Source organism: Mesorhizobium sp. WSM4828 (assembly GCF_055811175.1).
Window position 1 is genome coordinate 65,919 of sequence record NZ_JBVVQK010000008.1, and the last position, 25,196, is coordinate 91,114.

Consider the following 25,196-nt stretch of genomic DNA (forward strand, 5'->3'; position numbering starts at 1 on the left):
TCCGTCTGGAAGCGTGAGGGCCAGGGTCGATGTTCGGAATTGACGGCACTGTATTGGCATTCGTCGTGCTCGCCGGCTTCAGCGCCGGCGCTGTCGCCTATGCTTTCCTGTTCAACCGGATCAGCACCGAGAAGCAGGTCGGCAAGCGGCTTGATTCGATCAAGACCGCCGAGACGGATCGTTCCGTCGTCAAGGCTTCGCGTGATCGCGTGGCGGAAGCGGCCAAGCGTCGCAAGTCCGTCCAGGATTCGCTGAAAGATCTCGATCAAAAGCAAAAGTCCAATCAGAGCCTGGTCAAGAAGCCACCGCTGAAGATCCAAATCCGTCAGGCCGGCATGAAGATCTCGCTTGAGCGCTTCTATGTCTACTCGGCGGTCTGCGGCGTCGTCTTGACGGCTGTTGTCTATTTCATCGGCGCACCACTGCTGGTCTTGCCGGCTGCGCTGCTGGTCGGCGTCTTGGGTCTGCCCCGCTGGTTCGTCTCGTTTCGCCGCGCGCGCCGCGTCAAGGCGTTCCTCAACGAATTTCCGAACGCGCTCGATATCATCGTGCGTGCGGTAAAATCCGGTCTGCCGCTGAACGATGCCGTGCGCCTGATCGCCAACGAGTCCCCCGAGCCGGTCAAGACCGAGTTCCGCCGCATCGTCGATTCGCAGCAAATGGGTTTGTCGATCCCCGACGCGGCCATGCGCATGCCAGAAACGATGCCGTGCACCGAGGCGAGCTTCTTCGGCATCGTCATCCAGATTCAGTCTCAGGCCGGCGGCAATCTTTCCGAAGCGCTGGGCAATCTATCGCGCGTGCTTCGCGACCGCAAGAAAATGAAAGCCAAGGTCCAGGCGTTGTCCATGGAAGCCAAGGCATCCGCCGTGATCATCGGCGCCTTGCCTTTCGTCGTCGCCTTTCTCGTCTATTTGACGAGCCCGAACTACATCATGCCCCTCTTCACCACCAGCACCGGCCATCTGATCCTCGGTTGTTCCGGCATCTGGATGTCGATGGGCGTCCTGGTAATGCGCAAGATGATGAACTTCGAAGTCTAGGACTCGCGTATGACCGATCACGTCATCAGAACTCTCACCGATCCGTCTCTGCTGATCGCACTGCTGGTCGGCATTGCGGTGTTTGCGACCGTCTTCACGCTGCTGCCCGCCTTTGGCGGAAACCAGCTCAAGGCGCGCATGAAATCCGTGGCGCTGGAGCGCGATGAGCTGCGCGCCAAGCAGCGTGCGCGGCTGGCAGTCGAAGCCGACCGCCGACGCAAGGGCCTGCGCGAAGAACAGTCGGTCGGCATGCGCAATATTGTCGATCGCCTGGATCTCAGGCGTGCGCTGGCGGATGAAGGTACCTTGCAGAAATTGAAAGTGGCGGGTTTTCGCGGGCAAAATCCGCTGACACGCTTCCTTTTCTTCCGTCTCGTCCTGCCCTTCATCGGCTTTGCATTGGCGGCGATGTATCTGTTCGTGCTCGGAGGATTGCCCGAGCAGCCGCTTTTCGTGAAGCTGTTCGTGTGCATCGTGGTAGCCTATGCGGGGTTCTACGCGCCGGTGCTCTACGTCAACAACCGCGCTACCAAGCGCAAGCAGTCGATTCAGATGGCGTGGCCGGACGCGCTCGACCTGTTGCTGATATGCGTCGAGTCCGGCATGTCGGTGGAAGCGGCGCTCCGCAAGGTCGCCGATGAGATCGGCGCGCAATCGGTGGCATTGGCGGAAGAGTTCATCCTGACCAACGCCGAGCTTTCCTATCTGCAGGAGCGCAAGCAGGCCTACGAGAACCTTGCAAGCCGAACTGGCCTCGAATCCGTCAGGTCGGTGTCCCAGGCGTTGGTTCAGGCTGAGCGCTACGGTACGCCCGTGGCGCATGCGCTGCGCGTGCTGGCCGCCGAAAGCCGCGACATGCGCATGAATGCCGCCGAGAAGAAGGCCGCGGCCTTGCCGCCCAAGCTCACCGTGCCGATGATCCTGTTCTTCCTGCCGGTGCTGTTCGCCATCATTCTGGGTCCCGCCGGCATCCAGGTCAGCCAGCGCGGCATCTTTGGCGACCAGCCGAAATCCAGCAGCGAGTAGCGCCAGCGGCGTCGCCACAAAGCTGATATGATTCAGGGCCGCGCTGCCGGTGCAGCGCGGCTCTTTGCGTTTGACATGTTGCGGAATTCTCGCGCCGGTTCGGCGCTCGAAGCGGTCAGTTGGTGGCGGGCTTTGCCTTGTCCTGGTCCTTGAGCTGGCTCCAGGCATTCTGCTGCGCCAGCATCTGGCGCAGGTAAGCGACATTGGCCTGCGCCTGATCCGGCGACAGCTCTTGCGAGGCGATCTTCTCGGCCTCGTCGAAACGGCCTTGCAGACCGACGACCAGCGCCAGGTTCTGGCGGACGCGGCTGTCTGCATTCGGCTGCTGGGCGGCCGAGCGCATATAGGTTTCGGCCGTGCGCAAATCACCTTCCAGCACGTACGACATGCCGAGATTGGAAAGGATCGACGGTTCGTTCGGCCTGAGGTCAAGCGCCTTGCGATAGCCTTGGCGCGCCTCGTCCTTTTGGCCGAGCTGGTCGAGAATGGCAGCTTCGGCCGATACCAGTTTCCAGTCAGGATATTCGGGCGTCTGGGCGCGGCGCACGGCATCGAGAGCCGGCTCGAACTGACCGTTGGCGGCTAGCGCCTTGCCATAGGCGGCGAGCACGTCGCGGTCCTTCGGCAAGGCGATCGCCAGCTTGCGCATCACCGCAAGCGACTGGTCTGCGTCGCCGTCCATCTGCAGCGCCGCGGCATAGTTTGTCGCGGTCCGCTTGTCGCTGGGGTTTTTCGAATAGGACTGGCCGAGCGCCATCGTAGCGTTGTGCAGTTCGCCCGCCGACATTGTTTCCAGCGGCTTGCCGCTTGGACGAGAAATCGAGCCAGTCGTCAATTTGCTGGTTCCGCAGCCGGCGACGCCTGCGGCAAGCACCATCATCAACGCTGTGGTGATCAGCCTATGTGCACTGGCGTTCATCCTGCGGTTGGTCGGCATCGGCACCAGGGCTCCGTTTATGCGCGTGACCATTTGCGTGGTCATCTTCCCTCCCGCAGAAATATTCTGTTAACCCTAACGGAGTGTTAAGAAACGCCGACTCGGAAGCCCGGAGACCAGCGAATGCCTGTCGAACTCGTCGAGAAAGAATTGAGCAGTGCGCTGCCGGTCCATCTGGTGGCCAAGGGTGCTCTGGCGGCGGCGGGCCTTGCGCCATCCTCGGTCGCCTGGGCCAAGGCCAACGGCTTTTCCGGCGAGGCCGGCAGGACGCTGATCGTGCCTGGCGACAACGGTGCGATTACCGGAGCCCTGTTCGGCACCGGTGATGGCGAGGGCGCACTGGCCATCGGCGCACTAGCGAGAGCCTTGCCCGAAGGCGACTGGCATTTTGCGTCCGCACCGGCCAAGCCCGAGCTTACGGCACTCGCCGTGGCGCTCGGCGGCTATGTCTTCACCCGCTACGGCAAGAAGCCAGGCAAGACGCTTCGCCTCGCGCTGCCGGCAGGCACCGACGGCGCCCGCATCCGCCGCCTCGCCGATGGCATTTTTCTGGCGCGCGATCTGGTCAACACGCCGACCAGCGATATGGGCCCCGGGCATTTGGAGAAGGCCGCCAGGACCTTGGCCGCGACGCACAAGGCCGAAATATCGGTGACCAAAGGTGACGATCTTCTTACCGCCAACTTTCCGATGATCCACGCCGTCGGTCGAGCTTCGGCCGACGCGCCCCGCCTGATCGACATGATTTGGGGGCCGAAGAATGCCCCCAAGATAACGCTGGTCGGCAAGGGCGTCTGCTTCGATACAGGCGGTCTAGACATCAAGCCTTCCTCGGGCATGCTTTTGATGAAGAAGGACATGGGTGGCGCTGCCAACGTGCTTGGCCTCGCCTCCATGATCATGGCCACCGGGCTGAAGGTCCGGCTGCGCGTGCTCATCCCCGCAGTCGAGAATTCGATTGCCGGCAATGCCTTCCGGCCCGGCGACGTGCTGGCCAGCCGCAAGGGCATCACCGTAGAAATCGGCAACACCGACGCCGAGGGGCGGCTGGTGCTCGCCGATGCCTTGGCCTTGGCCGATGACGAAGAGCCGCAGATGCTGGTCGATATGGCGACGCTGACAGGCGCTGCCCGTGTTGCGCTCGGTCCCGACCTGCCGCCGTTCTATACCGGTGACGAGGCGCTTGCATCCGAGCTGGCGGACGCCTCCGTTGCGGTCGAGGATCCGCTATGGCGCATGCCGTTGTGGAAGCCCTATGACGCCAAGCTGGCGTCGAAGGTGGCCGACATCAACAACGTCACGTCGGACGGTTTCGCCGGCTCGATCACCGCGGCGTTGTTCCTGAAGCGCTTCGTCGAAAAGACCGCCGCTTGGGCGCATGTCGACATCTTCGCCTGGAACCCGTCCGATCGCCCGCACGGCCTTGCCGGTGGCGAAGCGCAAGGCATCCGGGCGCTGGAGCAGGTCATTTCGAACCGCTACGGCTGATTCTCGGGCATAGCCGACGAAGGTATTGACTGAAACGGAACCGAAACAATTTTCCGTCATGCTGGACGGATGTCGATTATCATGCGTCCAAGCCAGGCCTTGCGACTATGGCAACAGGTGGTGCTGTCCGAGGTGCGTGACGACGCGCCTGATCTCACCATGCGCCAGACGGCGATCCTGTTCACCATCTATCTCGATCCGCCGCCGCACACGGTGCGCGGGCTCGCCGCCCGCCTCAACGTCACGAAGCCGGTGATCACCCGTGCGCTCGATACGATGGGCGCGCTGAAACTGGTGTCGCGCCATCGCGACGAGCTCGACAAGCGCAACGTGCTGGTCAGGCGCACAGTCGAAGGCGCGCTCTTTGTCGAGCGCTTTGGCGATGTTATCATTGCCAGAGCCCAAGAGTTGCCCATTTGACCAAGTTGCCCATTTGAACGAGTTGCCGATTTGACCGCCAGGGATGCCCGCCTCCATGCCTTCCGCTCCGATCTCGCCGACGCCAGGCTGAGAGGCGAGGTTTCCGCCGACCGTTTCGTCGCCGGCCGGCCGGCTCGCATCACCGCCTCCGTCGCCGACATCCGCAAGGCGCCGCGGCCGGACGCCGGCGTCGATACCCAGCTTCTGTTCGGCGAAGACGTCCTTGTCTTCGAGGACGTTGAGGGCTGGGCCTGGATACAGGCCGAGCGCGACGGCTATGTCGGCTATGTCGCGGACACCGTGCTGGGCGATCGGGAGCATGCGCCTACCCATGTTATCTCGGTGCCGCGCACTTTCCTCTATCCGGGACCGGATTTGCGGTTCCCGGTGAGCGGGCAGCTCTCGATGGGGTCATTGGTGGCGGTGACGGGCTCAGCCGAAACGCGCGGCACGCATTATGCGCTGTTGCCGTCCGGCCAAGCGGTCATCTCGGGTCACCTCAGGCCGGTCGCCGAGGCCGCCGCCGACTATGTTGCGGTCGCCGAGGCGTTTCTCGGCACGCCCTATCTGTGGGGCGGCGTCTCCGGATTCGGCATCGATTGTTCCGGTCTCGTGCAACTTGCAATGCACATGGCTGGCAGGCAAGTGCTGCGCGACACCGACATGCAGGCGGCGACCATTGGTGAACCGCTCGACCCCGGGCCGGATTTTGCCGGGTTGCGGCGCGGCGACCTGGTCTTCTGGAAAGGCCACGTCGCGATCATGACGGACCCGGAGACCATGATCCACGCCAACGGCCACACCATGCTGGTGTCGCGTGAAGGACTGAGGGAGGCGGTCGCCCGTATCGGCTATCTCTATGGCGGACCGACCGGGTTTCGCCGGCCGTAATGCGAATCGATCACCTTTTGTTCTGATTCTGCTTGGCGATTGCGCGTCACCGCGCTACCTCTGGCGCGTGACAGAGCAGCCGCGCCTTGCCGAACAGAATGCCGCCGTCGTCCTGCCCGAGCCATTTGTCAAATGGTTTGCGGAAAAGGGCTGGTCGCCGCGCGCCCACCAGATCGATTTGCTGGCCAAGGCCCAGAGCGGGCAGTCGGTATTGCTGATCGCGCCGACCGGCGCCGGCAAGACGCTGGCCGGGTTCTTGCCATCGCTGACCGAACTGGCTGGCCGGCCGAGGAGAAGGCCGGGGCAGGCGCACCGAGGCATCCACACACTCTACATCTCGCCGCTGAAGGCGCTGGCCGTCGACATCGAGCGCAATCTCGGCAAACCCGTCGAAGAAATCGGGCTGCCGGTCACCGTCGAGACACGCACCGGTGACACGCCCGCACACAAGCGCCAGCGGCAGAAGCTGGCACCGCCCGACATTCTCATGACCACGCCCGAGCAATTGGCGCTGCTGATTGCCGCGCCCGATGCCAGGCGCTTCTTCGAGGACCTGCGCTATGTCGTGCTCGACGAATTGCATTCGCTGGTGACCTCCAAGCGCGGGCATCTCCTGTCGCTCGGGCTGGCCCGGCTGCGCTCGTTTGTGCCCGCCCTGCAGACGATAGGCCTGTCGGCGACGGTCGCCGAGCCCGACGAATTGCGGCGCTGGCTGGTCAGCCAGAATCCACCGGGGCCGATGGCCGAACTGATCATCGTCACTGGCGGCGCCAAGCCCGAGATCTCCATTCTCGATTCGGAGGAGCGCGTGCCGTGGGCGGGACATTCGGCCCGCTACGCAACACCGGAGATCTACAACGAGATCAAGCGCCACAAGACAACCCTGCTGTTCGTCAACACGCGCAGCCAGGCGGAGTTGCTGTTCCAGGAGTTGTGGCGGGTAAACGAGGACACCTTGCCGATCGCGCTGCATCACGGCTCGCTTGATGTCGCCCAGCGCCGGCGCGTGGAGAAAGCGATGGGCGAAAACGCCCTGCGCGCCATCGTCGCCACATCGACGCTCGACCTCGGCATCGACTGGGGCGATGTCGACCTGGTCGTCCATGTCGGCGCGCCGAAAGGTGCCAGCCGGCTGGCGCAGCGCATCGGCCGCGCCAACCACCGTATGGACGAGCCGTCCAAGGCGATCCTGATTCCGGCCAACCGCTTCGAGGTGCTGGAATGCAGGGCGGCGCTCGACGCCAATTATCTCGGTGCCCAGGATACGCCGCCGCTGGTCAACGGCGGTCTCGACGTGCTGGCGCAGCACGTGCTGGGCTGCGCCTGTGGTGCGCCGTTCCATGCCGATGCGCTGTTCGAGGAAGTGCGGACGGCTGCACCCTATGCCGATCTCGATCGGCCGACATTCGATCGCGTCGTCGAGTTCGTCGCCACCGGCGGCTATGCGCTGAAGAACTACGAACGCTACGCCCGTATTCGTCTCAACAGGGACGGGCTGTGGCGGGTCTCAAATCCTCGCGTCGCCCAGCAATACCGGCTGAATGTCGGCACCATCATCGAAGTGCCGGCGCTCAACGTCCGCTACGTGCAGGCTGGCAGCAGAGGCGCGGCTTCGCGTGGCGGCCGGGTTCTGGGCAAGATTGAGGAGGCCTTCCTCGAGACGCTGACGCACGGCGATACCTTCATGTTCGCTGGCAAGGTGCTGCGTTTCGAAGGCATCCGCGAGAATGAGTGCTTCGTCTCGAACGCGCCCGGCAGCGACGCCAAGGTGCCGTATTACGGTGGTGGCAAATTCCCGCTTTCGACGTACCTGGCCGAACAGGTCCGCGCCATGCTGGACGATCCGCAGCGCTGGAAGAAGTTGCCGGAGCAGGTCGCAGACTGGCTGCGCTTCCAGGCCGACAAGTCGGTACTGCCGAAACGCGACGATCTGCTGATCGAGACCTTTCCGCGTGGCAACCGCTACTATCTGGTGGCCTATCCATTCGAGGGTAGGCTGGCGCACCAGACGCTCGGCATGCTGCTCACCCGCCGCCTCGACAGGGCGGGAGCCAAGCCGCTCGGCTTCGTCGCCACCGACTATGCGCTTGCCATATGGTCGCTGGCCGATATGGGCCATATGTTCAGGGCGAAGAAACCGTCGCTGGCTCAGCTATTCGATCAGGACATGCTGGGCGACGACCTCGAAGCCTGGCTCGCCGGCAGTTGGCTCTTGAAGCGCACCTTTCGCAATTGCGCGCTGATCTCGGGGTTGATCGAGAAACGCCACCCGGGGCAGGAGAAGAGCGGCCGCCAGGTAACCGTGTCGACGGATCTCATCTACGACGTGCTGCGCAGCCACGAGCCCGACCATATCCTTTTGCAGGCGACGCGGGCCGATGCCGCGACCGGTCTCTTGGATGTCAGCAGACTTGCCGAGATGCTCTCGCGCGTCCAAGGTCGAATCATGCATAAGAACCTCGAGCAGATATCGCCGCTCGCCGTGCCGATCATGCTCGAGATCGGCAAAATGCCGGTGCACGGCGAGGCCGATGACACGCTGCTGATGGATGCAGCCACGCTGGTCGAGGAGGCCATGGGGACGAAATGACTGTCGCGCTCGCCATGGCTGCGCCTCTGGCGGATGCGGGCGCTGTCCGTATCGCCGGCGAACGCGCGATCTGCGACTGTCGCGGCGTGCTCTATTTTCCCGAATTCCGGCTTCTGGCGGTATCCGACCTGCATCTGGAAAAAGGCTCATCACTGGCCAGGCGCGGCACGCTGGTCCCACCTTACGACACCGGCGCGACGCTGCTGCGGCTGCAGGCGGTGATCGCCGATTATCAGCCCGCGATCGTCATCAGCCTGGGCGACAGTTTTCACGATGGCGGCGGCGCAGCGCGTATGCACGCGAGCTTTCGCGAAAGGCTGGAAGGGCTGATGGTCGGGCGCGACTGGTTCTGGGTCGCCGGGAACCATGATCCTGAAGCACCGGCCGACCTGCCCGGCGAGACCGTGCGCGAGCTGGCCATAGGCTCACTACTCTTCCGGCACGAGCCTTCGGCGGTGAGAGTGGAAGGCGAGATATCAGGCCACCTGCACCCTTGCGCCCGCATCGTGCAGCAAGGCCGCTCCGTGCGGCGGCGCTGCTTTGCCGGTGATGGCAGCCGCATGATCATGCCGGCTTTCGGCGCCTATACCGGCTCGCTCAACGTGCTCGATCGCGCCTATCTGGGACTGTTCAAGCGCGAAACGCTGATGGCCTACATGCTTGGCGCCGAACGCATCTTCGCGATTTCGCACGCGATGCTCAGGCCGGGCTGAACCTACCTGCCGTAGTACAAAGTGACGGTGTGCTTGGCCTCGGCGAAGAACAGCCAGCGCTCGACCAGCATTCCGGCGAGTTGGGCGATTGCGGCGAGTATCGACAGTGCTGCCGCATAGGGCCACGGCAAGGCGAACGCCGCGACCAGCAGCAACGCGGGCAAAGCAAAGGCCAGCACCTGCGTGATCTGGCGGAGTTTAGCGCTGTGCTTGCGCGCGATGCGAAAACCCATTTCCTTGAGCAGATAGTTTTCTTCCGTATGCGGCCACTCGATCGACCGCACCGTGCCGCCGGCGAGCCCGGTTGCGGTGTTGGCATTGGTCGGGATCTCCAGCCTGTCATTGTATCGCCAGGTCGCCAGCTTCAAACCCCAGCCGAGCGCAGTCAGCAACAGGGCAGCCACCAGAAGCGCACTCGAGCCTGCGGCAAATCCCTGCAGCAGGGCGTTGAGCAGTACGCTGCCGGTCATCGCCGAAAAGATCAGATAGCCGGGCAGGGTGAAGCGGCTGTGCCATTGGGCGATAGGCTTCAACGACGCGTAGATCATGCCGGTGGTGCAGACGGTGGCGGCCGCGCCGATGGCAGCGAGCAGCCCGGCGACAGCCACCCAGCCGCTCGTACGGCCGAGGACCACCCAGCCGATGCCGAACAGTCCCGCCGGCACGAAGGTGACGACGGACGCCACGCCTTCGCGCGACAGCCATGAGCTTCGCCATTGCGAGAAGGCACGCCAGGCGCGTTCGGGCCGGCCGAGATGGCCGGCTGACGACAGCAGGCCTGCCGAGATCAGGCCAAGCGCCAATCCCATGCCGATGAGGCCAAGCCAGAAATCGGGCGGGATAAAGCCCTGTCCGGCGAGCACGCCAAGCAGCGCGAGCAGGCCGTAACCGGCGCCCGTGGCGGTGGTGAAAAAGACGACCGAGAATGCTGGATGCATGAGACGCGGGTCAGTTCGAAAGCATGCGGTCGACCCAGCCGAGGAAGCCGCCTTCCGCCCGCACCGCTTCTAGCCCCGGGGCGGAGACCGATACGGCGCGAGAGGTGTGGGCACGTGGCGGCAGATATTTGTTGGTCGGCTTGTAGCCCATCTCCGGCATCAGGTCGACGCCACCGCGCTCGGCCACCAATTGTGAGATAGCCGATTCCGGATCGCCCAGATCGCCGAAATGCCGCGCGCTGGTCGGACAGGCGGCGACGCAGGCCGGCACACGATCTTCTTCCGCCAGATTGTCGTTGTAGATGCGGTCGACGCACAACGTGCATTTCTTCATCACGCCAACATCGGTGTCGAATTCGCGCGCTCCGTAGGGACAGGCCCAGCTGCACAATTTACAGCCGATGCACTTGTCCTCGTCGACCAGCACGATGCCGTCCGACGCCCGTTTGTAGGAGGCGCCGGTCGGGCAGACCGTGACGCACGCCGGTGTCTCGCAGTGCAGGCAGGAGCGCGGGAAGTTCACCGTGCGTCCGCCCATCTCCGTCATGTGCTCATAACTGTGCACGCGGTTGAACCAGACGCCGTCGGCATTGCCGCCATAGGGGTCGATGTCGGTTAGCGGCGCCATATGGCCGCCGGTGTTCCATTCTTTGCAGGCGGTAACGCAGGCCTGGCAGCCGACGCAGGTGTCGAGATCGATGACAAGGCCGAGCTTCTTGTCGGTATGGGCGGGAAGGCAGGTCATTCGGCAGCTTCTCTTTCCCGGCGAAATTCGGCGCCGAAACTGAGTTTGTCGGGCGAGGGCTCGAAGCCCGGCGGCTGCCGGAACCGCTCGAACTGCGGTTCGGTGAAGCCAGCTTCTTCGGGCGCGCATTTGACGATGCGCACGCGCAGGTCGAACCACGCCGCCTGGCCGGTCACCGGATCGGAATTCGAATAGCGTTTGCCGCTGGTATCGGCGGAGGTCTGTCGCCGATGATGTGGTTGAGCAGGAAGCCGCGATTGGATTCGGCCGCGTCATCCTTGAGCCCCCAGCTGCCGCGCCGTTTGCCGATGGCGTTCCAGGTCCACACCGTATCGGCGTTGACGCCGTCGATCAGCCTGATCTGCCCCTTGACTTTGCCGTTGATGCTCTCGATCCACACCCAGTCGTCATCGACAAGCCTGAGGCCGGCGGCGGTCCGCTGGTGCACGAACAGCCGATTCTGGCTGGTGATCTGTCTCAACCAGGCGTTCTGCCCGCCCCAGGAATGGTACATGTGCATCGGCCGCTGCGTCAGCGCGTGCAGCGGATAGGCTTGGCTATCGACCGCAGCCTCTTCGAAGGGCGCGTACCAGAACGGCAGCGGATCCATATAGGTCTCGATGCGGCTGCGCTCTGCCTTCGGCGGCAGCACCCCGCCATGGCCGCGCGCCGCGAGGCGAAAGCGCTGCATCGGCTCGGAATAGAGCTGGAACACGATCGGCTCGGCCTTCGGGATGAAGCCCATGCTCTCGGCGAATTCGAGATACGAGCGGTTGGCCATTTTGTAGTAGCGCTGATCGGCGGCGAAATCCTGGTGCCAGAAGCCGCCATTATCGATGTAGCGCTGCAACTGGTCGGGATTGACCTCGCCCTTGCCGACCGAGGTCCCGTCCTTTCCGCGCCAGCCGGCGAGCGGACCGACACCTGGCGTGCGCTCGTGATTGACGATGTAGTCGGCATAGTCGCGATATTTGGCGGCGCCATCGTCGTCGACGAAACCGGGTAGGCCGAGCCGCGCGCCGAGCTCGATCAGCACCGACTGGAACGGCCTGACGTCGCGGTCCGGCTCGACCACGGGATGGCGGATGGCGTCGCCCGGCCCGTCGGCGTGGCTGATCGGCCGGTCGAGCAGACTGATACAGTCATGACGCTCGAGATAGGTCGTATCCGGCAGCACCAGATCGGCAAAAGGCACGGTCTCTGAATAATAAGCGTCGGAATAGATGATGAACGGGATCTTGTACTCACCCGATGCATCCACATCGGTCAGCATCGCCATCGTCTCGACCGTGTTCATCGACGAGTTCCAGGCCATGTTCGACATGTACATGAATAGTGTGTCGATCGTGTAGGGATCGCCGGCCCAGGCGTTACGGATGACCGTGTGCATGAGGCCGTGTGCTGCAAGCGGCGCATCCCAGGAGTAGGCCTTGTCGATACGAATGGGCTTGCCGCCTTCATCGACCAGCAGGTCCTCCGGTCCGCAGACGAAGCCGAGCGGCATGCCCTCGAGCGCCGTCATTGGCTTCACATTCTTGCCGGCTGGTTTGGGGCCCGGCGGCGCGGACCGCGGATAGGGAGGCTTGAAGCGGAAGCCGCCCGGCACGTCCACCGTGCCGAGAAGCACCTGAAGCAGATGAATGGCGCGGCAAGACTGAAAACCGTTCGAATGGGCCGAGATGCCACGCATCGCATGCATCGACACCGGGCGGCCCTTGATGGTCTCGTGCCGGCGGCCGGCCCAATCCGTCCAGGCCACCGGCAATTCAATTTGCTGTTCGAAGGCGACATGAGCGAGTTCTGCGGCAATGCGTCGGATGGTGTCGGCGGAGATGCCGCACCGGTCAGCGACGGCGTCCGGTGAATAGCTCTCATCCAGATAGCGGTCGGCGACGAGTTGGAAGACCGGCACGCAACGGCGGCCGTCGACGAGAAAGCCGCCGGTCAATGCGGGCTTCGCGTCGGCATCGCTGGCATCGACAGGCATCTTCGCCACCCTGTCCCAAGCCAGCGGATTGCCGTCGCTATTGCGCATGAACAGCCCGTCATCGACAGCTCCAGGCTCCTGAACGATTAGGATGTGGGCGTTGGTGTAGCGCAAGAGGTACTCGAGATCGACGCGGCCAGCCTTCAGCAATTCATGGATGAGGGCGAATACGAACAGGCCGTCGGTGCCGGGCCGGATGCCGACCCAGTCGTCGGCAATCGCGTTGTAGCCGGTGCGGCAGGGGTTGATCGAGACCACCTTGGCGCCGCGCGCCTTGAGCTTGCCGAGGCCGATCTTGATCGGATTGGAATCATGATCCTCGGCAACCCCGAACAGCATGAAATATTTGGTGTTGTCCCAATCGGGTTCGCCGAACTCCCAGAACGAGCCGCCAATCGTGTAGAGGCCGCCGGCCGCCATATTGACCGAGCAGAAGCCGCCATGGGCGGCAAAGTTCGGCGTGCCGAACTGGCTCGCCCACCAGCCGGTCAGCGATTGCGACTGGTCGCGCCCGGTGAAGAAGGCGAGTTTCTTCGGATCGGTTCGGCGGATGTTCGAAAGCCGTTCTGTCGCGATCGACAAGGCTTCCTCCCACTCGATTTCGCGGAACTCACCCGAGCCGCGCGGACCGGTGCGCAGTAACGGCTTCTTCAGCCGGGCCGGGCTGTAATGCTGCATGATGCCGGCGCTGCCCTTGCCGCACAGCACGCCGCGGTTGACCGGGTGATCCTTGTTGCCGTTGATGTAGCGGACCTTGCCGTCCTTGATATGGACGTCGATGCCGCAGCGGCAGGCGCACATATAGCAGGTCGTCTTGGCGACGCTATCGGAGACATCGGGCGAAGTATCGACGCCGTCGCCTTCAGCGGGCGCGCGCGTATCGGCAAGCGGCCGTTGGGATGGTGCTGAGTTGGCGCCGCGCAGCGGTTTGTTTGTCATGATCCGGCGATGTTTTTGCGTTCCGCGGCCTTGGCTCTCGTCTTCGGGCCTGGCCCGCGCATGTAATGCTGTTCCGGACGATAGCGTTCACCGACGAGCCGCCACCGCAGACTGCGGGACCAGTGCGTGAACACGGATTTGAACAGCCTCACCAAATTTCTACCCTCGACTGTTCTGGCGCGACTTTTTTCCAATTTCGAGCGAAAATTTAGAACAAAGCAATCAATCTGTCTAACAACTTGCTCTTGTAATTCTAATCGGATTTGCTTCTTAATGCCGGCATGACTCTGGACCAATTGCGGATCTTCGTCGCCGTCGCCGAACGGGCGCACATGACCAAAGCGGCCGACTTGTTAGGCATTTCACAGTCGGCCGCGTCCGCCGCCATCCGCTCGCTCGAACAGCAGCACGGCGTCCAGTTGTTCAACCGAGTGGGCCGCAATATCGAGCTCGCCGAGACCGGACGCCGATTCTTGCCCGAGGCCAAGGCGGTCCTCGAGCGGGCTGCGGCCGCCCACAATGTGCTGGAGCATGTCTCGCAGACGATATCAGGCAGTCTCTCGATCGCTGCCAGCCAGACCATCGCCAGCTATTGGCTGCCGCGCCGGCTTGCCTCTTTCCACGAAGCCTATCCTGCCGTCAGGCTGAGCGTGAACATTGGCAACACCAGGCAGGTCGAGACCAATGTACTTGATGGCGCAGCCGATTTTGGCCTGGTCGAGGGGCGCACCGAATCCGACATTTTGCGGCGTGCCAAGGTCGATATCGATCGCATGATGCTGGTCGTGGCGCGCTCGCACCCAGAGATCGCGGAAGTTTCGCCTGGACATCCCGACCTTGGCGGGCTTCGCTGGATCATTCGCGAAGGCGGGTCGGGCACGCGCGAGGCGCTGGAGGACCTTGCCCGACGCGACGGGATTTCGTTCGCGGACCTGCAGATATTCCTGGTATTGCCGAGCAATGAGGCGATTCGCCAGGCAGTCGAGGCCGGCGCCGGCGCCAGCATCATTTCGGAACTCGTCGTCGCGCGCGCGGTCGCCGAAGGCAGCCTGCGTTCCGTGCCGATCGATCTGCCGAAACGCGAATTTGCCATGATCACGCATCGCGACCGGCAGCCAAGCCTGGCCCAGATGGCGCTCAAGGCGCATCTCGGCGGCAAAGCCGAGAGAGCCGCGCCGCTTTAAGCCGATCAGCGGAACTTCCGCTGCGCGTCGAGCGCCAGCCCAAGCCCGACCGAGCCGAACACATCGCCTTCGATTACCGACGCCTGCGGCACCAGAGCCAGGATCTGCTGCCTGGCCAGCGGGATCGCAGTCGATCCGCCGGTCAGGAACACCGCCGTGATGTCGGAGGGCTTCACCTGCGCGTCGCAGACGGTCTGCTCGACGGTAGCTGCAACGCGCTCAATATCCCGAGCGATAGTGGCTTCGAGACCTTCGCGCGTGATCTCTGCCATGAATCTCACCTCCGGTAGCGCGACCTCGATATTGGCCGACGATCGGTCCGTCAGCTCGATCTTGGCCCTTTCGACCAGCGCCGCCAACGCGTGGCCGTAACGATGCTCGACGATGTGGATGAAGCGCTCGACCAGGTCTGCGCGCTCCGCCTCGTAGCGGATCTGGCGCAGATGCGTCATCGCCCTTGCCGTGTAGACCAGGTTGATGCGCTGCCATGTCGCCAGGTCGATGAAGTAGCTCGCCGGCAGATTGCGCTTGCCGTCCTTGGTCGGCGTCAGATAGCCGAGCTGAGGCATCACATGGGCGATGCTCAGCAACCGGTCGAAATCGGTGCCGCCGATGTGGATGCCACGGCTGGCCAGGATGTCGTCTTTGCGGTCGAGCGAGCGGGCGCGCTCGGGCGAAACCCGCACGATCGAGAAATCGGACGTGCCGCCGCCCATGTCCACGATCAGCGCCAGTTCCTCGCGCGTCACCTTCTGTTCGTAATCGAGTGCCGCTGCGATCGGCTCGAATTGGAAGGCGATGTGCTTGAAGCCTTGGGCGCGAGCGGCGTTTTCGAGTTCGTGCTCGGCCTCGGCGTCGGCCCCGGCGTCGTCGTCGACGAACTGCACCGGCCGTCCGAGCACGACGCTTTCGACGGTGTCGAAGGCGTTTTCTTCGAGCTTCTTTTTCAAGTGGCCGACAAATAGGCCGACAATTTCCATGAAGCCGATCGAGCGCGCCTTGACGCGCGTCTTTTCGTGAGCGAGCGAGCTGCCGAGCACGCTCTTCAGCGAGCGCATCAGGCGGCCTTCGATACTGTCCGTATAGTTGGCGATGGCGCGTCGCCCGAAATAGGTGCGGTTGTCCTCGAAATTGAAAAACACCGCACTGGGCAGCGTGACCTGGCCGTCTTCCAACGCCACCAGCCGCGGCTGCCCGTTCCTGACCACGCTCACGGTGGAATTTGAAGTGCCGAAGTCGATCCCGGCAAATGCTGGTCGCATCGTGCGTTCCTGTATTTCTGATTTGGGGAGCAGCAGCTCGTGTCCGGTCGGGCCGGGGGTCGCGGTCTAACCCATACCCTCGGAAAGGGAAACCACTTTTACGAGTTCAGTCTTTCCTGAAGACCAGTCTTCCGAGCCAGCCGGTCAGCATGGCCAGCGAAACGGCAAAGACACCGTAGAGGAAGGAATAGTCGTGCGCGACACGGAAGATCGACTGTTCGAAACCGGACTTGCGGATTTCGAGCTGGGCGGAGCTTTCCTTGATGAACAGGCCGCTCTTGAACAGGAAGGCGCGGGCCTTGTGGGTGCCGACCGGAACGTTTGGGGCGAGCCTGACGGTGGCGCGGAATAGGTTCTGCGACAGGAACTGCACGCCGCCGACATTCTCGCTGTAGAGGCCTGTCGCCGCCTTGCGTTCGCGCAGCGCGGCGGTGAACTCCTCGATCGTCGCCGGACTGTCCTCGGCGTCGGCCGGCTGCAAATAGAGATTGGAGGCGCCAAGCGACAGCTGCTTGTAGCTGTTCGGATCGGTGACGTCCTGCAGCGGCCGCGTCGTCGCCACCGAATAGGAGACGGGTACGTTTTTGAAGGTCTCCGACTCCAGATTGACCCAGACGCCGAGCACCCGGTCCTTGCGGCGCACGACGACCGGTCGGGCCGGGCCTTCCAGCACGACGATCACGTCGTAGCGCCCTTGCCGCGCGACAAGCGGATCCGCATTTTCCAGCGAGCCGAAGATGGTCAGGTCGGCGCCGGAAAAGCCGGCGGTAATCGAGACATTGTCGGTGGAAAGGCCGATCTGGATGTTTTCGGTTAATGGCGTCTGCGCCTTCGCCGGTGGCGCAATGGCCAGCAGCGACAGCAAGGCGGCGGCCGCGAGCGTCCTCAAGCCAGCCATCAGCTCAGGCCCACGCCGGACAGCGAATAGAGATTGGGCGGCGTGACGAAAAGATCGATGGCAAGCCGGATGGCTACCGCCAGCACCAGCAGCGCCAGCAGCGCCCTGAGTTGCTCGCCCCGCAGCCTCTGACCAGCCTTGGCGCCATATTGCGCGCCGGCGACGCCGCCTGCCATCAACAGGAAGGCGAGCATGACGTCGACCGTCTGATTGGTGGTGGCGTGGACCAGCGTGGTGTAGGCCGAGGTGAAGATGATCTGAAACAGCGAGGTGCCGATGACGACGTTGGTCGGCACTTTCAAAAGGTAGATCAGGGCCGGCACCATGATGAAGCCGCCGCCGACGCCCATGATCGAGGACAGGAAGCCGATCGCCGCGCCTAGCCCAAGCACCGGAATGACGCTGACGAAGAGCTTCGAGGCCCTGAACCGCATCTTTAGCGGCAAACGATGGATCCAGTTGTGCTGGCCGGATTTCTTCAATACCGGTGCGGCGCCGCTGCGAGTGGCGCGCAGTGCATTGACACTCTCGACCAGCATCAGTCCGCCGACGGTGCCGAGCAGCACGACGTAGAGCAGCGAGATGAACAGGTCGAGCTGGCCGAGCCGGCGCAGGAGCGCAAAGACATAGATACCACCGGTCGAGCCGACGATGCCGCCGGCTAAAAGCACGCCGCCGAGCTTGAAGTCGAGCGTGCCGCGCTTCATGTGCGACAGGGCGCCGGAGAAGGAGGAAGCGATGACCTGGTTGGCGCCGGTGGCGACCGCGATTGCCGGCGGTATGTTGTAGAAGATCAGCAGCGGCGTAATGAGAAAGCCGCCGCCCACGCCGAACATGCCCGACAGGAAACCTACCGCCGCACCCATGGCCAGCAGTACGAAGATGTTGACGGAAATTTCCGCGATCGGGAGATAGATGCCCACCCGTCAGTCTCGATCAGTTTGCCTCCTGGCGAATGCAACCGTTGCGGGCATCTTGCGCCAAAAGACTATTTCGTTCTTGCGCCGGCCGGGCGGTCAAGTCAAACTTCGCCGCGCCGCCGAAACAAAAAACAACTCAATCAGTTAACAGGCAAATCTGTGGCAAGGGCGTCGCGGAAACGACGCATCTGCCGTTATTTACGCGCGAGCAGCGCCTTGACCAGCTTTTCGTCGATCGCGCCGGTTGCCTTCATATCGTTGTCGGCCTGGAAGGCCATGATCGCGTTCTTGGTTTTCTGGCCCATCATGCCGTCGGGATTGCCGGCCTCGTAGCCGTTCTTGTTGAGAATGCGCTGGATGTTCTGGACCGCTTTCTTCATATCGATGCCGGCGGTTGTCTGTGGTGTGCCGTCCTGCCACGATTCAGGAATGTCGGCCGAATTGGCAGCTGGATCGAGCGGCTTGGCCTTCCACAGTTCAGCCGCGGCCCGCGCACGCTCCAGCTGCTCGGGCCTCAGTGCCTTGGCGATCTCGTCGCGCTTGGCCGCCGCATCCTTGTCGCCGGTCTTGGCGACGAGCGCGAACCATTTGTAGCTCTCCTCGAGGTTCTGCTTCATGCCGACGCCCTTTGCCGCGAGAATGCCGAGATTGAACTGGCTGTCCTTGACACCGAGATCCGCCGCCGCCTGGAACCAGCGCGCGGCCGCTTCATTGTCGGTCACCCCATCCGCCGCCATCGCAAACAGCACGGCCAGATTGTGCATGGCGCTGGCATTGCCCTGCTCTGCGGCAAGCTGGTACCAGGTCTTCGCTTTCTTGATGTCGCGTGCGACGCCGATGCCCTTCTCGTAGAAATTGCCGATGCGGTATTCTGCCGGTGCGAAACCGAGTTCGGCAGCTTTCTCATACCATTTGGCCGCCGCCGCCATGTCTTCCTTGACGCCGCGCGACTCGGCGTAGCGCGAGCCGATCTCGAACAGCGCCTTGGCGTCGCCGCCGGCCGCTGCATCGCGCAGGGCGGCCGGACCGGCATCGGCCGGAACGTCGATCTTGGCAACGCCTGCCGCGACAGCATCCGCTAGCGGCACCGTGCCGGTCGTGTCCTGCGCAGCAGCGGTGGTGGTAGCAGGCGCGGCAGCCATTGGCTCGGCGTCGCTGACCGTCGTCGCTGCCGGCGCGGGCACTGCGGCCGTGGTGTCTGGCGCCGCCAGATCAGCGGACACCGCGGAAGCCGAGGGCGCCGTCGATGCCTCGGTTGCCGGTGTGGCGGGGCCGGTTTGCGCCGCCGTGTCGTCCTTGGTCATTGATGCGGATGGCTCTGCCTGCCTGACGGTGGGCGAGGGCGCGCTCTCCTGTGTTGTCGTCTGCGCGTCCGCCTTCGGCTGGCTGGCAACGCTGGCCAATGCGGTTTCCACCGGCTGTACGGCCACGGCGGGTACCGCCTCATCGTTGGCGACTTCGACCGGGTCGGAGAAAAAGGCTTTGCCCAGTTGCAGGCCGGCAAGCGCCAGCATGATGGCGATTGCCCCCATCAGGATCGGCTTGCGCCGCGCCTTGAGCAGGTCGCCGATCCTGAGTGCCTTGACCGGGCCTTTCATCGTCGACTGGCGCTTGAGGGCGTCCGCCTCGGCGGCCGCCGCTTGCGCAGCCCGTCTGGCTGCCGCGATGAAGTCCGATTTCGCCGCCTCGGCGCCGCCTTCCCGGGCCGGCTGCCCGCGCTCGTCGCGCACGCGCTTCATGATGGCGCTGAGGTCGGGTGCGCCGGAGCCCGGTTCCAGTGGCCGGTTGGCGAGCTTGGGGTCGAGGGGCTCGTCGAGATCGACGCTCGGTATCTCGGCGCTCGGCGCCGAGCCTGCAAGCGGCGGCATCTCGGCCTCCTTCTTGCCCTTCAAGGCGCGCGCCAGCCCGCCTAACATCGATTTCCTGCCGCCGCCTTGCTCGGTTTTTTCACGCGTCGTGTCTGAACCGAGAGCCGCCAGGGCTGCTGCTGCGGCGGCCTCAGCCGGCGTACGCGGACCTGGCTCGTCGCGCGCGAGCGCCGCGGCGCGGCCGTCGAGATCGGCCATGCTGCCCGTCAACGGCAGCGGCTGGTCGAGGTCCATCGACGGTGCGTCCTGCACCGAGATCTTGGATGCCCGGCCGAAGCGCTTGCTCAATTCCGCGCTTGCCGGTTCGCCGGTCTCCAGTGAACCAAGCCTGTCAACGATCTTGAGCAGCGTATCGTGGATAGCCTCGAACGTCCTCGAATTGCGCTCATCCGAACGGCGCGTCAGTGCCTCGAGCGTCTTCAGGTCCTGGGCGAGGCCGGTAACGGCCGCCGTGTTCGCGCTTGATCCGGCCAGCGAGCGGACGGCGCTCTCAGCCGCCTCGCGTGCCGCGCCGAGGATGGAATCGCGGGTTCCGGCCAGCGACTTCTCGATTTCGTTGAGACGCGGGCTGATGTCGTCGAATTCCGGCAGCGGCGTGCCGGGCCTGGAAAGATGCGCCGTCAGGCCGGCGACCTGCGCTTCAAGGCTGCGGATCAACGCCGGGTCGATGCTGGCGACCTGTGCCGCGGACGAATCCAGCCGGCTTGAGATGTCTTCGAGCCGGGTCTCCAGGCCACGGATCGCCGCCTCGTTGGCAGGATCCGGAACGCGCGTCTCCATCCGCTTGGCCAGCGCGGTGAAGCGGGCATCGATGGCATCCATGATGCCGGCGCTGTCGACCTGCGGCATGCGCTGGTCCAGCCTGTCGGCGACCTCGTCCAACCGGCGCTCAAGGTCGCGAAACAGCATGTTGCCTTGTTCGATGGCGTCGCCCTGGCGACGTTCCATCATGCTGGACAGCACGTCGAAGCGCTGCTCGAGCCCCTGGAAGATGTAGTCCGCGTCGGGCATGGCAGGTGCGTGGTCGATCTTGTCGGCAATAAGCGCGACTTGCCTGGCAAGGCGCTCCATCGCCTGTTCCGGCAGATTGGCTCGGCCGGCCAGCTCATCCACGCGGCTCGACAATGTGTTGAGACGATCGACGACCTCCCGGCCCGGACGATCCTGCGACACTTCTTCGATTTGTTGGGCCAGTGAATCGATCCGCTTCTCGATGCGTTCGAAGGGCTCGGGGTCGAACGAATTGGCTTGCGCGGCAACCGTCGAGGCGACGATCGCGCGGGAAATCTCGTCGAGCCGCTCGTCGATCTGACTGAATGTGTCGCCGCCGCGATTGTCCTGCTGGCGGGCGAAATGGTCGACCGCTCCCGCAAGCGTGCGGACCTTTTCCTCGAGCGAGCGCAGCGACAGCGACTCCGGCAGATTGCTGACGGCATTGCTGATCTGTTCGAGCCGCTCCGTCAGCGCCGACAGGCCGGGTGCATCGGAACGCTTGCGCTGATCGGCCTCGACGCGGTCCTCGAAGGCGTTCCAGCGGCGGTCGAAATCGTCCCAGCGGCGTCCGACCGCCTGCACGCTCTCCTCGCGCGCCAGCGTATCGAGCGCGGCCTTGACCTGCTCAAGCTCGAGCCGCAGCATATTGACGCTTCTGTCGTCGCTTTTTTCGGCCAGCGTCTGGATGGCGCCGGAAAGCCGCTCGAATTCGACGTTGAGTTCGGCGCTGCCTTTGCCGCCGCCATTTGACTGGAAGGCTCGCTCAATATTCTTGCGCAGTACCTCGAACTCGCGTTGCAGGCCGGAGGTCATCTGCTGGCGCAACTCTTCGCGCAGGCCGCGCAATTCCCCGGCGATCTTGCCAGCTAGGGCGACGCCGTCCTCCTGGCCGCGCACCCGGTCTATATCGCGGGCGATCGCCTGGTAATTCTGGTCGAAAGCCGCTGCTGGGCCTTTCGGCCGCTGCGCGCGTGGATCCTCATACCGGCGCTGCTGGCCATAGGGCTGGGCGCTGGGATAGCGCGGTTCTGCCGCTGGTCGGCGCGGATCGGGGTGGCTTGCCGTTTCCTCGCGCGTCCGCTCCAGTCGCTGCTCCAGCGTTTCCAGGGAGCGGTTGAGCTCTTCAAGCGTCGTGTGCGGCCGGCGTTGCCTGCCGGCGTTGAGTGTATCGAGGTAGGACCGCTTGCTGTTCATCAATGCGCCCGTTTCAGAATTGCTGGCTTTCACCAGGTTCCCAAAGTCCAGCCGGGACGAAGGCGACTGCTTGGCTTGTTGCAGTGGAAGACGAGCTTCCCGGGTCTCATCCGCGCTCCGAAAAACCGTGAAAAATTCAATACAGGATAGACACGGGCAACCGACATGCGCACATTTCGCCCCAACGTGGTAAACAACGCGTTAACCAAGCTTAAGAAGTTGCAACTTTGTCGCCTGACTGCCGACGGCGTCGCGTGTCCCTTTGGACGCAGAAAGGACGCTGTAGAATTTTGATCTGCCGCAGGGTTCTTTCCGAAGTCGACCGCGATTTTTGGGCTATCCGCTGGTGCTGCGGCATAAAGTTGCAAGACTAGAACGCTCTTGCGTGGTGAGGCGGCTATCGATATAGAATTGACGTAAACGTAAATGAGCGGATTACGCCGTTTGCGATTTGTTTGTTGAAACCACGAGTGGAAGCACGCCCCCGCTTTCACTCAGGCGACGCAAGGTCCGCGACCGCGACGCCACCAGACGGGGAAAGCCAGTGACCATGAAACTTATTTCGCCCGGCCAGGCCGCGGCCAACACCAACGATATGTCGAGCGAAGCCGGTGAAGAGCTTGTCCGCATCGGCGAAATGGCCAAGAAATACGGAGTGACGCTGCGTACGCTGCGTTTCTATGAGGACAAGGGTCTGCTCAACCCGCAGCGCGACGGATCGACCCGTCTCTATACACGCCGCGACAGGGCCCGGCTGAAGCTGATCCTGCTTGGCCGCAAGGTCGGGTTCTCGCTGCGTGACGTCAAGCAGATGATGGACCTCTATGATCCGAACGGCTCCAACACCAAGCAGTTGCGGCTGGCGCTCGACAAGTCGGAGAAGCAGCTTGCCCGTCTGCAGAAGCAGCGGGCGCTGATCGACGATGCCATCAGCGAACTGAGTGCTTCGATGACGACCGTCCGGCAAATGCTGGTCGAGCGCTCGACGCCGCAGGCCAGCGTGGCGAGCTAAACTAAGCTTTAGATTTCCGGCGAATGAGAACCGCGTGGCTTTCGCTGCGCGGTTCTTCGTCGTTTACCGTCCTTCGCCGTTTGCCGCCTTGGCGCGCGGGAGAAAATTTGCCGCACCGCAGAATTGACGTTTACGCAAACGTCAATATTTGTTATCTCGGCCGTAACGTTGGTCCGTCTGCCATCCTCATATGCTGGGGCTGAGTTCGGGGCCAAGACCGCATGGTGGAGGAAACGCATGCCGATCTACAGAGCGCCGGTCCGGGACACGCTGTTCGTGCTGAACGAAGTGCTGGGATATCAGCGCTATTCCAATCTTCCCGGATTTTCCGACGCGACGCCGGATGTGCTCGAGGCCATCCTTGCCGAGGGCGCGAAGCTCGCCGAAAACGTTATGCAACCGCTGAACCGTGTCGGCGATGTGGAAGGCTGCGTGCGCCATGACGACGGTTCGGTAACGACGCCGAAAGGCTTCAAGGAAGCTTTCGACCAGTATCGCGAAGGCGGCTGGATGGGGCTCGCCGCACCTGTCGAGTTTGGCGGGCAAGGCTTGCCCTACGCGGTGCACACCGCGGTCGCCGAATATATGGTGTCGGCCAATATGTCGCTGATGATGTATGCCGGCCTGACGCAAGGCGCGATCGCTGCGATCATCACCCATGGCACCAAAGAGCAGAAGGCAACATGGTTGCCGAAGCTGGTCGAGGGCGCCTGGACCGGCACCATGAACCTGACCGAGCCGCACTGCGGAACCGATCTTGGCCTGCTGCGCACCAAGGCCGTCCCAAATGGCGACGGCACCTACAGGATCTCCGGCCAGAAGATCTTCATCTCGGCCGGCGAGCATGACATGTCGGACAATATCGTCCACCTCGTGCTGGCCCGTATCGAGGGCGCGCCGGATGGCGTGAAGGGCATCTCGCTGTTCATAGTGCCGAAGCTCAAGCTCGATGCCTCAGGCAATCCGGGCGAGAAGAACACCGTCTCCTGTGGCTCGGTCGAGGAGAAGATGGGTATCCATGGCAACTCGACCTGCGTGATGAATTACGACGACGCTGAAGGCACGCTGCTCGGCGAGGCCAATGGCGGGCTGAAAGCAATGTTCACCATGATGAATGAGGCGCGGCTTGGCGTCGGCCTGCAGGGGCTCTCGCTATCGGAGGTCGCCTATCAGAATGCGGTTTCCTACGCCAAGGATCGTCTGCAGGGCCGCTCGCTGTCAGGACCGAAGGCGCCGGACAGGAAGGCCGATCCGATCATCGTCCATGCGGACATCCGCCGCAGCCTGATGACCATGAAGGCGTTCAACGAGGCCGGCCGCGCGCTGGCACTGTGGACGGCGATCAAGTCCGACATCGCTCACCGCTCCGGTGACGACAAAGATCGCCAGGTCGCAGACGACTATACCGGCCTGATGACGCCGGTGGTCAAGGGCGTGCTCACCGACAAGGGGTTCGATCATGCGGTAATGGCGCAGCAGGTCTTCGGCGGCCACGGCTACATAGAAGAGCACGGCATGAGCCAGTTCGTCCGCGATGCGCGCATCGCCATGATCTATGAGGGTGCCAACGGCATCCAGGCGCTCGACCTCGTCGGCCGCAAGCTGGCCTTGAATGGTGGTCGCGCGGTGCAGGCCTTCTTTAGGGAAGTCGGCGAGTTCTGCGAGGAGAACCGCACCGACGAGAAGATGGCGCCCTTCACCAAGGCGCTGAAGAGGGGCCTCAACGATCTGGAGGCGGCGACGATGTGGCTGGTGCAGAACGGCATGGCCAAGCCCGACAATGCCGGTGCCGCCTCGACCGACTACATGCATCTCTTCGGCCTGGTGGCGCTGGGCTATATGTGGGCCCGGATGGCCAAGGTGGCCGCAGCGAAATTGGCTGATGGCGCCGACGGCGCTTCGTCTTTCTACGACAACAAGCTGGTGACGGCGCGCTTCTTCATAGAGCGGATCATGCCGGAGACGTCGGCGCATCTTGCCCGCATCTCCAGCGGTGCCGATACATTGATGGCACTGCCGGCGGAAGCGTTCTAGGTTCGGCGTTCCCCTCCTCCTTGAGGGGAGGGTGGCCCGAAGGGCCGGGAGGGGTCCTGCGTGCAGTGCGCCGACCTCCATTCTGGTGCATGCCTTGGGAGGAAAACGATCGCA

The 25,196-nt window shown here is 63.4% G+C and carries 17 protein-coding genes and 1 pseudogene; 10 read left to right on the top strand and 8 right to left on the bottom strand.

Annotation, left to right across the window (positions count from 1 at the left end; translation table 11 throughout):
• Positions 1-29 precede the first annotated feature (29 nt).
• Positions 30-1,043: a type II secretion system F family protein gene (locus tag AC0L2X_RS11770; RefSeq protein WP_352488193.1), complete on the top strand. Its 1,014-nt coding sequence runs from the start codon at positions 30-32 to the stop codon at positions 1,041-1,043.
• 9 nt (positions 1,044-1,052) lie between these two features.
• A complete protein-coding gene (locus AC0L2X_RS11775; RefSeq protein ID WP_292654024.1) occupies positions 1,053-2,069 on the top strand; it encodes a type II secretion system F family protein in 1,017 nt (338 codons plus the stop codon).
• Positions 2,070-2,184: 115 nt separating this feature from the next.
• On the opposite strand, the gene AC0L2X_RS11780 is transcribed toward AC0L2X_RS11775, so the two are convergent.
• Entirely contained in the window at positions 2,185-3,006 is an 822-nt protein-coding gene (locus tag AC0L2X_RS11780; protein ID WP_352488566.1) for a tetratricopeptide repeat protein, read from the bottom strand.
• Positions 3,007-3,129: 123 nt separating this feature from the next.
• Between AC0L2X_RS11780 and AC0L2X_RS11785 the strand changes: the two genes are divergently transcribed.
• From AC0L2X_RS11785 to pdeM, 5 genes are all read left to right on the top strand, one after another.
• Positions 3,130-4,494, top strand: a complete 1,365-nt coding sequence (locus AC0L2X_RS11785; protein ID WP_473556340.1) for a leucyl aminopeptidase family protein — start codon at positions 3,130-3,132, stop codon at positions 4,492-4,494.
• A 69-nt stretch (positions 4,495-4,563) separates the two neighbouring features.
• The gene (locus tag AC0L2X_RS11790; RefSeq protein ID WP_023676939.1) at positions 4,564-4,914 is read left to right on the top strand and encodes a MarR family winged helix-turn-helix transcriptional regulator; all 351 of its coding nucleotides are present in this window, start codon (positions 4,564-4,566) and stop codon (positions 4,912-4,914) included.
• A 30-nt stretch (positions 4,915-4,944) separates the two neighbouring features.
• Entirely contained in the window at positions 4,945-5,805 is an 861-nt protein-coding gene (locus tag AC0L2X_RS11795) for a C40 family peptidase (RefSeq protein WP_473556337.1), read from the top strand.
• Between the two features lie 67 nt (positions 5,806-5,872).
• Positions 5,873-8,395 carry a ligase-associated DNA damage response DEXH box helicase gene (locus tag AC0L2X_RS11800; RefSeq protein WP_473599828.1) on the top strand — a complete coding sequence of 841 codons (2,523 nt, stop codon included), beginning with the start codon at positions 5,873-5,875 and terminating at the stop codon, positions 8,393-8,395.
• Complete coding sequence (gene pdeM / locus AC0L2X_RS11805) at positions 8,392-9,108, top strand: ligase-associated DNA damage response endonuclease PdeM (protein ID WP_473556333.1); 717 nt, start codon at positions 8,392-8,394, stop codon at positions 9,106-9,108. Before AC0L2X_RS11800 ends, pdeM begins: the two co-directional genes overlap by 4 nt.
• A gap of 2 nt (positions 9,109-9,110) precedes the next feature.
• Here pdeM and AC0L2X_RS11810 read toward each other — a convergent pair whose 3' ends face one another.
• From AC0L2X_RS11810 to AC0L2X_RS11820, 3 genes and pseudogenes are all read right to left on the bottom strand, one after another.
• Positions 9,111-10,046: a dimethyl sulfoxide reductase anchor subunit family protein gene (locus tag AC0L2X_RS11810; RefSeq protein ID WP_473556331.1), complete on the bottom strand. Its 936-nt coding sequence runs from the start codon at positions 10,044-10,046 to the stop codon at positions 9,111-9,113.
• Positions 10,047-10,056: 10 nt separating this feature from the next.
• Positions 10,057-10,791 carry a 4Fe-4S dicluster domain-containing protein gene (locus AC0L2X_RS11815; protein ID WP_473556329.1) on the bottom strand — a complete coding sequence of 245 codons (735 nt, stop codon included), beginning with the start codon at positions 10,789-10,791 and terminating at the stop codon, positions 10,057-10,059.
• Positions 10,788-13,717: pseudogene (locus tag AC0L2X_RS11820) on the bottom strand (molybdopterin oxidoreductase family protein). The gene AC0L2X_RS11815 and the pseudogene AC0L2X_RS11820 overlap by 4 nt, the downstream one beginning before the upstream one ends.
• A gap of 281 nt (positions 13,718-13,998) precedes the next feature.
• Here AC0L2X_RS11820 and AC0L2X_RS11825 point away from each other — a divergent pair.
• The gene (locus AC0L2X_RS11825) at positions 13,999-14,901 is read left to right on the top strand and encodes a LysR substrate-binding domain-containing protein (RefSeq protein WP_473556324.1); all 903 of its coding nucleotides are present in this window, start codon (positions 13,999-14,001) and stop codon (positions 14,899-14,901) included.
• Between the two features lie 5 nt (positions 14,902-14,906).
• Here AC0L2X_RS11825 and AC0L2X_RS11830 read toward each other — a convergent pair whose 3' ends face one another.
• From AC0L2X_RS11830 to AC0L2X_RS11845, 4 genes are all read right to left on the bottom strand, one after another.
• Entirely contained in the window at positions 14,907-16,163 is a 1,257-nt protein-coding gene (locus AC0L2X_RS11830; protein ID WP_473556323.1) for an Hsp70 family protein, read from the bottom strand.
• Between the two features lie 106 nt (positions 16,164-16,269).
• Positions 16,270-17,061, bottom strand: a complete 792-nt coding sequence (locus tag AC0L2X_RS11835) for a TIGR02186 family protein (protein WP_352464879.1) — start codon at positions 17,059-17,061, stop codon at positions 16,270-16,272.
• On the bottom strand, positions 17,061-17,984 hold the full coding sequence (locus tag AC0L2X_RS11840; RefSeq protein ID WP_023676949.1) for a sulfite exporter TauE/SafE family protein: 924 nt from the start codon (positions 17,982-17,984) through the stop codon (positions 17,061-17,063). The genes AC0L2X_RS11835 and AC0L2X_RS11840 overlap by 1 nt, the downstream gene beginning before the upstream one ends.
• Positions 17,985-18,175: 191 nt before the next feature.
• Positions 18,176-22,036 carry a peptidoglycan-binding protein gene (locus AC0L2X_RS11845; RefSeq protein WP_473556320.1) on the bottom strand — a complete coding sequence of 1,287 codons (3,861 nt, stop codon included), beginning with the start codon at positions 22,034-22,036 and terminating at the stop codon, positions 18,176-18,178.
• A gap of 550 nt (positions 22,037-22,586) precedes the next feature.
• On the opposite strand from AC0L2X_RS11845, the gene AC0L2X_RS11850 reads away from it, so the two are divergent.
• Positions 22,587-23,048 (top strand): MerR family transcriptional regulator, encoded by a 462-nt coding sequence (locus AC0L2X_RS11850; protein ID WP_352488568.1) that lies wholly within the window; start codon positions 22,587-22,589, stop codon positions 23,046-23,048.
• 237 nt (positions 23,049-23,285) lie between these two features.
• The gene (locus tag AC0L2X_RS11855; RefSeq protein ID WP_473556318.1) at positions 23,286-25,082 is read left to right on the top strand and encodes an acyl-CoA dehydrogenase; all 1,797 of its coding nucleotides are present in this window, start codon (positions 23,286-23,288) and stop codon (positions 25,080-25,082) included.
• The last annotated feature ends 114 nt before the right edge of the window (positions 25,083-25,196 follow it).

Bases quoted from the DNA above. Each gene is read 5' to 3' on its own strand.
- AC0L2X_RS11825 (WP_473556324.1), top strand. From the start codon at position 13,999: ATGACTCTGGACCAATTGCGGATCTTCGTCGCCGTCGCCGAACGGGCG.
- AC0L2X_RS11815 (WP_473556329.1), bottom strand. From the start codon at position 10,791: ATGACCTGCCTTCCCGCCCATACCGACAAGAAGCTCGGCCTTGTCATC.
- AC0L2X_RS11845 (WP_473556320.1), bottom strand. From the start codon at position 22,036: ATGAACAGCAAGCGGTCCTACCTCGATACACTCAACGCCGGCAGGCAA.
- AC0L2X_RS11850 (WP_352488568.1), top strand. From the start codon at position 22,587: ATGAAACTTATTTCGCCCGGCCAGGCCGCGGCCAACACCAACGATATG.
- AC0L2X_RS11780 (WP_352488566.1), bottom strand. From the start codon at position 3,006: ATGCCGACCAACCGCAGGATGAACGCCAGTGCACATAGGCTGATCACC.
- AC0L2X_RS11775 (WP_292654024.1), top strand. From the start codon at position 1,053: ATGACCGATCACGTCATCAGAACTCTCACCGATCCGTCTCTGCTGATC.
- AC0L2X_RS11790 (WP_023676939.1), top strand. From the start codon at position 4,564: ATGTCGATTATCATGCGTCCAAGCCAGGCCTTGCGACTATGGCAACAG.
- AC0L2X_RS11855 (WP_473556318.1), top strand. From the start codon at position 23,286: ATGCCGATCTACAGAGCGCCGGTCCGGGACACGCTGTTCGTGCTGAAC.
- AC0L2X_RS11810 (WP_473556331.1), bottom strand. From the start codon at position 10,046: ATGCATCCAGCATTCTCGGTCGTCTTTTTCACCACCGCCACGGGCGCC.
- AC0L2X_RS11830 (WP_473556323.1), bottom strand. From the start codon at position 16,163: ATGCGACCAGCATTTGCCGGGATCGACTTCGGCACTTCAAATTCCACC.
- AC0L2X_RS11770 (WP_352488193.1), top strand. From the start codon at position 30: ATGTTCGGAATTGACGGCACTGTATTGGCATTCGTCGTGCTCGCCGGC.
- pdeM (WP_473556333.1), top strand. From the start codon at position 8,392: ATGACTGTCGCGCTCGCCATGGCTGCGCCTCTGGCGGATGCGGGCGCT.
- AC0L2X_RS11835 (WP_352464879.1), bottom strand. From the start codon at position 17,061: ATGGCTGGCTTGAGGACGCTCGCGGCCGCCGCCTTGCTGTCGCTGCTG.
- AC0L2X_RS11785 (WP_473556340.1), top strand. From the start codon at position 3,130: ATGCCTGTCGAACTCGTCGAGAAAGAATTGAGCAGTGCGCTGCCGGTC.